The organism is Clostridium sp. (assembly GCF_051650885.1).
Taxonomy (GTDB): domain Bacteria; phylum Bacillota; class Clostridia; order Clostridiales; family Clostridiaceae; genus Clostridium.
Genome location: NZ_JBOFRG010000229.1, coordinates 1 through 7,934, shown reverse-complemented (window position 1 = coordinate 7,934; position 7,934 = coordinate 1). Strand labels below are relative to the sequence as shown.

At 30.3% G+C, this 7,934-nt stretch carries 8 protein-coding genes; 1 reads left to right on the top strand and 7 read right to left on the bottom strand.

Annotated features, from left to right (window positions below; all coding sequences use genetic code 11):
• Positions 1 to 1,142, top strand: a 1,142-nt coding sequence (locus ACRC28_RS10880; RefSeq protein WP_438543470.1) for a dicarboxylate/amino acid:cation symporter, incomplete at its 5' end; no start/stop codon positions are given.
• Positions 1,143 to 1,343: 201 nt separating this feature from the next.
• On the opposite strand, the gene ACRC28_RS10875 is transcribed toward ACRC28_RS10880, so the two are convergent.
• From ACRC28_RS10875 to purF, 7 genes are all read right to left on the bottom strand, one after another.
• The gene (locus ACRC28_RS10875) at positions 1,344 to 1,712 is read right to left on the bottom strand and encodes a n-acetylglutamate synthase (RefSeq protein WP_438543469.1); all 369 of its coding nucleotides are present in this window, start codon (positions 1,710 to 1,712) and stop codon (positions 1,344 to 1,346) included.
• A 120-nt stretch (positions 1,713 to 1,832) separates the two neighbouring features.
• Positions 1,833 to 1,976, bottom strand: a complete 144-nt coding sequence (locus ACRC28_RS10870) for a hypothetical protein (RefSeq protein ID WP_438543468.1) — start codon at positions 1,974 to 1,976, stop codon at positions 1,833 to 1,835.
• A 205-nt stretch (positions 1,977 to 2,181) separates the two neighbouring features.
• The gene (purD, locus tag ACRC28_RS10865) at positions 2,182 to 3,432 is read right to left on the bottom strand and encodes a phosphoribosylamine--glycine ligase (RefSeq protein ID WP_438543467.1); all 1,251 of its coding nucleotides are present in this window, start codon (positions 3,430 to 3,432) and stop codon (positions 2,182 to 2,184) included.
• Between the two features lie 62 nt (positions 3,433 to 3,494).
• Positions 3,495 to 5,000: a bifunctional phosphoribosylaminoimidazolecarboxamide formyltransferase/IMP cyclohydrolase gene (gene purH, locus ACRC28_RS10860; protein ID WP_438543466.1), complete on the bottom strand. Its 1,506-nt coding sequence runs from the start codon at positions 4,998 to 5,000 to the stop codon at positions 3,495 to 3,497.
• Positions 4,997 to 5,617, bottom strand: a complete 621-nt coding sequence (gene purN, locus ACRC28_RS10855) for a phosphoribosylglycinamide formyltransferase (RefSeq protein ID WP_438543465.1) — start codon at positions 5,615 to 5,617, stop codon at positions 4,997 to 4,999. Before purN ends, purH begins: the two co-directional genes overlap by 4 nt.
• Positions 5,605 to 6,606: a phosphoribosylformylglycinamidine cyclo-ligase gene (purM, locus tag ACRC28_RS10850; RefSeq protein ID WP_438543464.1), complete on the bottom strand. Its 1,002-nt coding sequence runs from the start codon at positions 6,604 to 6,606 to the stop codon at positions 5,605 to 5,607. Before purM ends, purN begins: the two co-directional genes overlap by 13 nt.
• The coding region (gene purF, locus ACRC28_RS10845; RefSeq protein ID WP_438543463.1) for an amidophosphoribosyltransferase at positions 6,600 to 7,934 on the bottom strand (1,335 nt) is incomplete at its 5' end. The genes purM and purF, both read right to left, overlap by 7 nt.

The following is a 7,934-nucleotide window of genomic DNA, read 5'->3' as shown; positions in this document are numbered from 1 at the left end:
TCTATATAATAGGACAATTATTTATTAATTCACTTCAATTAGTTATAGTTCCTATGGTCTTTACTTCAATAGCTTTAGCAATGTGTAAAATTACAGATACAAAAAAGCTTGGAAGAATCTCAAGTAAAACACTTTTAGGTTTTCTTGGAACTTCATTATTCTCCTTAGTTTTAGCAGGAATCTTTGCATTAGTTGCTCATAATATGGGTTTATTCAATGTAACAATATCAAATCTTCAAGAAACAGCAGGGACGACTGGTAGTAATCCATTATTAGTTTTTGTACAAGCTATTCCATCTAATATAACCTCAGTTTTTTCTGAAAATGGAAGAGTACTTTCTGTTGTTTTCTTAGCAGTTGCAACTGGTTTATGTATTAATAAACTTGGAGATGAAATTAAAGTTTTAAAGAAAGTTTTAGAAGAGGTTAATAAAATCATAACTGTATTTTTAAGCTTTATAATAACAAAGTTTGGTCCTTTTGCAATATTTGTTTTAATCACTAGAACCTTTGCAATATATGGTATTGAGCACCTTAAGCCAGCTTTAACTTATGTAGTAATTGTTATAATAGCCTTACTTTTATTCTTAATCTTTGGCTATGGGGCATTTATCTTTGTAACAACTAGATTAAATCCATTTATCTTCGTAAGAAAGATTTTAAAGGTTGCTTTATTTGGATTTTCAACATCATCATCAGCTTCAACACTTCCATTAAACACTCAAACAACAGTTAATGAGCTTGGTGTTCATAGTGAAATTGCTTCATTCACCTTACCTCTTGGTATGACAATCAATATGAACGGAACAGCTATAATGCAAGTTATTGCTGCAGTTTTCATAGCCTCAAGTGCAGGATATGACGTTACATTATCAAGCATTATTATAATCGGAGTTTTAGCCTTAATTTCATCAATTGGAACACCAGCTGCTCCAGGTGCAGGTGCAATCATACTATTTACAGTATTAACAGGAATGGGCTACAACAACGAATCTGCTCTACTTGCCTATTCATTAATTCTTGCAATAAACAGACCAGTTGAAATGTTAGTTACAGCCTTAAACGTAGTTGGAGATGCAGCAACATCAGTTGCTGTGGCAAAATCTGAAAATATGTTAGATGTAGAAGTTTATAACTCATAGACTATGTTTTTTTAATCTTCTATTTATACAATAAAAGAAAGGACTTTTTCACCTTTGAAAAAGTCCTTTTTTATTCATTTATTATATCTGAATATATTCTATTTAAATCTATTTCTAACTCTTCGAATATTACTGATTTATATTTATCAGTTATCAACCCAAAAAAGAGATTAATATAAGTTTTACTTATTATTTCTAAACTTATATTTGAATTATTACTGATTCTCCTTCTGACATATCACCATTTAGCCATTGCCATTTTTCATATAATTCTATCTTTCCACTTTCTAATATCTTCGGAATGCTCTTGCACTTCCCCACTCTTTGCTCATTCTTAATATTTGTATGGTTATAATAAAATTCTAGTTCACCATTTTCTAGTACTTGTCCTAATAAAGTTCCTTTAACAATATCTCCACTAGCATATTCACCTGATAGGACATTTCCTTTTTGTTTATACTTAAATATTGTTAAATTGCTTACCTCTCCATTTTCTGTATTGCTTTTTGGACTAAACATCATTCCATCATAATTAAATATATTCATATCTTCCCCTATACCTTTTTCCATAATGTCTTCCCTCTCCCTTTTTTGTTGTACTCGTTTTTAACCATCTAAAAGCATCCTGTTTTTTAAACAGGATGCTTCCTAATTCTTCATTTTTAACTTTTAATTCCTAATTAACTAAATTTATTCTAAATTAGTATTTCCTTGGTTAAACACATTGTTTTTATCAATTTCTAATTCTTCACATGCCTGCTCAAAGCTGCACCCATTTTCATCCATATATTTTGCTACATAATTGTCTAACCCTGGTATATTGTTGTAATCCATTACTTAAAACCTCCTAATAATATAAATTTAAAATTATTTTCTCCAATTTACATTTTTTTATTCTTAATGTAAACATTTAATCTTTATTTAAATTATATACCATTTTTTCCATTTTATCACTATTTTTTATTTATTTTTATGATTTTTATTTTTGATTTTAATGAATAAAAGAGTGAATACTTCTTTTAAAAGCATTCACTCTCTCTTATTTAGCTTTTCCTATATCTTTTCTATAGTAAGCCCCTTTAAATTTTATTTTTTCAGTCTTTTCATATACATTTTTATAAGCTTCTTCCAAGTCTTTTCCATTACCTACAACTGAAAGCACTCTTCCACCTGTAGTTATAAGCTTTTCTTTTTCTTTTTTAGCTCCTGCTATAAACACGTCTTTAAATACATCTTTTTCTATTTCTATTTCATATCCTGTTTTAGCTTTTGCAGGATAACCTTCTGATGAGAATACCACGTTTATACAGTAACCTTCTTTCCATTTCATTTCTACTTCATTAAGCTTTTCATCTAATGCTTTTTCTATTACTTCTAAAAAGTCATTTTCCATTAATGAAAGTACTGATTGTGTTTCAGGGTCCCCCATTCTAACATTATATTCTAAAAGTTTTACCCCTTCTTTAGTTATCATTATTCCAAAGAAAATAATTCCTTTAAAGTCCATATTCTCATTTTGTATTCCTATTAAAGTTTTGCTCATTATATTTTTATAGAAATCTTCTAATACCTCTTCTGTAACATATGGATTAGGTGATACTACTCCCATTCCACCTGTATTAGGTCCTTTATTTCCATCAAATATTTGTTTATGGTCTTTTGCTGATAAGAATGGTACTATTTTTTTCCCATCTGTTATAGATAAAATTGATGCTTCTATTCCTTCTAAAAATTCTTCTATAACTACTTTTTTACCTGCACCTTTAAATATATCATCTACCATAAATAAATTTATAGTTTCTTTTGCCATTTTTTCATTTTCACAAATAACAACACCTTTTCCTGCTGCAAGTCCATCTGCTTTTATTACTATTGGATATTTACAGTTTTCTAGATATTTATTTGCATCTTCTTCATTATAAAATACACCATACTCTGCTGTACTTACATTATATTTTTTCATGAAATCCTTAGAAAATCCCTTGCTTCCTTCAAGCATAGCAGCATTTTGTGCTGGTCCAAATATTTTTAATCCTTCTTCCTTAAATATATCAACTATCCCTTTGGTTAAAGGTTCTTCTGGTCCTACTATAGTTAAGTCTATTCCTTCATTTATAGCAAATACTCTTAAATCATTTATATCTTCTAAATCTATATTCTCACATTTTTCGTAGGATGCTGTTCCACCATTTCCTGGTGCTACATATATTTTAGAAACTCTTTCATTTTGAAGTAATTTAAATGCTATTGCACTTTCACGTCCACCTGATCCTATTAATAATATCTTCACTCTTAAATCCTCCCTCTTTTAAAAAGCTTACAAAATATAATATCCTGTAAGCTTTTACTTAATTAATGTTTAAAGTGTCTTATTCCTGTAAATACCATAGATATTTCATGCTCATTACAAGCTTTTATTGATTCTTCATCTCTCATTGAGCCACCTGGTTGTACAATTGCTTTTACACCATACTTTGCAATTTCATCAACACAATCTCTAAATGGGAAGAATGCATCTGATGCTATAACATTTGCAGTTTTTGCTCTTTCTAAAGCTTCAGTAGTAGCCCAAATTCTATTAACCTGTCCACCACCAACTCCAACAGCAACCCCATCTTTAACCGCCACTATTGCATTTGATTTAACATATTTTACTACCTTCATTCCAAATTCCATATCTCTAAGTTCTTTTTCACTTGGCTTTCTCTCAGTTACAACTTCCATTTTGTCTTTTAATTTTAAATCTTCTTCTTGAACTAAAATTCCGCCATCAACTGTAACCATAAACTTTTTAGAATTTGGTTTTACTTTTCCTTCTAAAACTCTTAAGTTCTTTTTCTTTTTAAGGACTTCTAAAGCTTCCTCAGTATATCCATTTGCTATTATAACTTCTAAGAAAATCTTACTCATTTCCTCCGCTGTTTCTTTATCTACAACTCTATTTATTCCAACTATTCCACCAAAAATTGATACAGGGTCTGCATCATGTGCTTTCTTATAAGAATCTAAAACTGTTTCACCTATTGCTACTCCACAAGGTGTATTATGCTTTAATGCACAACAAGCAATTTCAGTAAATTCATTGCAAACCTTCCACGCTATATCGACGTCTTTTAGGTTATTATATGAAAGTTCTTTTCCATTTAAAATCTCAAAGCTATTCATAGCTCCATCATTTTCTAAGCTTCCATAATAAGCTGCACTTTGATGTGGGTTTTCTCCATATCTTAAGCTTTGCTTTTTCTTGTATGATACTGAAAGATATTCAGGATATTCTTCTTCTCCTTCTAAAAGAAAATTTGATATTGCAGCATCATAAGCACTCATTAAATTAAATACTTTTCCTGCTAGTATTTTTTTAAGTCCTAATGTAACTTCTCCATTTTCTTTTATTTCATTTATTACTCTTTCATAATCCTTAGTATCTGAAATAACTGTTACATCTTTAAAGTTCTTAGCTGCGGCTCTAAGCATAGTTGGTCCACCAATATCTATAAACTCAACCTTTTCATCAAAGCTTAAATCTTCTTTTACTTTTTCAAAGAATGGATAAAGATTAACTACAACATAATCAATAGTATTTATATTGTGCTCTTCTAATGTGTTCATATGCTTTTCATCATCTCTAATTGCTAAGATCCCTGCATGTATACGTGGGTGAAGTGTTTTTACTCTTCCATCTAACATTTCTGGAAAATCTGTTACCTTATTAACTTCAATAACCTCTATTCCATTTTCTTTTAAATACTTATATGTTCCACCTGTTGAAAGTATTTCTACTCCCATATTTATAAGTTCTTTTGAGAATTCTAAAACACCATCTTTATTAAATACACTAATTAAAGCTCTTCTTTTCATAAACACACCTCTTCTTTTATCTTAACTTTATTGTTTTCAACATTAATTCTTCCTTCACTTATTAATTTAACAGCCTTAGGAAGTGATATATGCTCTTTTACAAGCACCCTTTTTTGCAAGGTTTCTACAGTATCATTTTCTTTTACTTCTACTATCTCTTGAAGAATAATTGCGCCCCCATCAACTTCTTCATTTACAAAATGAACTGTACACCCTGTATATTTAACCCCTTTTTCTATTACTGCTTTATGCACTCTTTCTCCATACATCTTATCTCCACAAAAAGCTGGAATAAGTGATGGATGTATATTTATAATTTTATTTTCAAACCTTTTTAAGATTTCGCCCTCTAATATTGAAAGATATCCTGCAAGAACTATTAAATCAACATTTTTCACTAAATCTAATATTTTATCTGAAGTTTTATTTCCATACTCTTTTTTACTTACAACTTCAAACTTTATATTATTTTCTTTAGCTCTCTCTAATGAATAAATTCCATCCTTGCTTCCTATAACTATCTCAATTTTTGCATTTATATCCCCTGAATTTATATTATCTATAATAGATTGAAGGTTTGACCCTCCACCTGATGTTAGGACTGCTATTTTAAACAAATCCCTTCACCTCCTGAAACTACATTACCTATTATAGTTGCATCCTCATTAAAATTATTTAATTCTTCTATTACTTCTTTTGCAATTTCTTTAGAAACACATACTACAAATCCAATTCCCATATTAAATGTGTTAAACATATGGTCTCTATTAACTCCTAGTCTTTCCATCTCTAAGAATATTGGCGGAATTTTAAAGCTATTTTTATCTATAACTGCAGTAAGATTTCTTCCATTAAACATTCTTGGAATGTTTTCTATAAATCCTCCCCCTGTTATATGTGCCATTCCTTTTATCTCAAATTTTTCTATAAGACTTAAAACAGGCTTTACATATATTTTAGTTGGCTCTAAAAGAGTTTTATAAATTTCTCTTCCATTAAACTCTCTATCTAAATCAGTAAATACTTTTCTTACTAATGAATATCCATTTGAATGAATTCCTGATGATGGTATTCCTATTAAAACATCACCTTCACTTATTTTTTCACCACTTATTATTTTATCTTTATCAACTATTCCTACTGCAAATCCTGCAATATCATAATCTCCTTCTTTATAAAAGCCTGGCATTTCAGCAGTTTCTCCACCAATCAAAGCACAATCTGACATTAAACATCCATCAGAAACTCCTTTAACTAAACTAGCACTTACTTCCGCTTCAAGCTTTCCACAAGCTATATAATCTAAAAAGAATAATGGCTTTGCACCATGACATAAAATATCATTAACACACATAGCAACACAATCAATTCCAACTGTATCATATTTCTTTTTTGTACAAGCTATTTGAAGCTTAGTTCCAACTCCATCAGTTCCTGAAACTAAAACAGGCTTTTTATATCCTTCTGGAAGTTCTACCATTCCTCCAAAAGAACCAAGTCCATTTAATACATATTCACTCATAGTTTTCTTTGCATAATCTTGAATAAGCTTTACTGACTTATAGCCTTCTTCTATATTTACTCCTGAATCCTTGTAAGTTAACATAATACCTTTTCCTCCTCAAGATTATCATTTAATTTTTCCATTGGTGCTGAAACTGGATATACTCCATTAAAGCATCCTACACAGAAATTTCTTCTTCCAAAAAAGCTTTCATACATTCCTTCTAAACTTAAGTATCCTAATGTATCACAACCTATAATATCTTTTATTTCTTCTACTGAATTATTAGCACCTATAAGCTCACTTCTGTAAGGTGTATCAATTCCAAAGTAACATGGATATTTAACTGCTGGTGATGCAACTAAAAAGTGAACTTCTGTTGCTCCTGCTTTTCTTAAAGATTCTACAAGATGCTTTGATGTTGTTCCTCTTACTATTGAATCATCTATTAAAACTACTCTCTTCCCTTTAACAGTTGCTTTTAATGGATTTAATTTTACACGAACTGCTCTTTCACGAAGTTCCTGTGATGGTGATATAAAAGTTCTTCCTACATATCTATTTTTAATAAACCCCATTTCATAAGGAATTCCTGATGCTTTTGCATACCCCATTGCTGCTGGAATTCCTGAGTCTGGAACTGCAACTACTAAATCAGCTTCTATTTTATTTTCTTTATATAAAGCCTCACCTTGTTTTACTCTTGTTTCATAAACATCAAGTCCATCAATAACTGAGTCTGGTCTTGCAAAATAAATATATTCAAATGCACAAGTTTGGCATGTTGTATTTTCAGAATATCTAATAGATTTAACTCCATTTTCATCAATTACTACAATTTCTCCTGGTTCTATATCACGAATAAGTTCTCCGCCAATAGAATCTATAGCACAGCTTTCAGAAGATAAAATATATCCTTCATCTATCTTTCCAAGACAAAGTGGTCTTATTCCATGTGGATCTCTTATTCCTATAAGTTTATCTTTTGTCATAATAACCATTGCAAAAGAACCTCTTACAGCTGAAACAGCATTAACTACTGCTCTCTCCATTCCTCGTTTTGCTCCTCTTGCTATCAATGAAATTAAAACTTCTGAATCAACTGAAGTATGGAATACATGTCCACCATCCTCCAAAAGTTCTCTTATAACATCAGCATTTACAAGATTTCCATTATGAGCAACTGATATTGGTCCAAGTTTTGTATTTGTTAAAAGGGGTTGTGAATTTTCAATAGTTTTAGCTCCTGCTGTTGAATATCTAACATGACCTATTGCTATATGTCCATTTCCCTCTTTAAGTTTTTCTAAATCTTCATTTCTAAATGCTTCTGTTATTATTCCAAGTCCCTTATGAATTTTCACTTCATTTCCATTTGAAACTGCAATTCCAGTGCTTTCTTGACCTCTATGCTGAAGTGCATAAAGGCC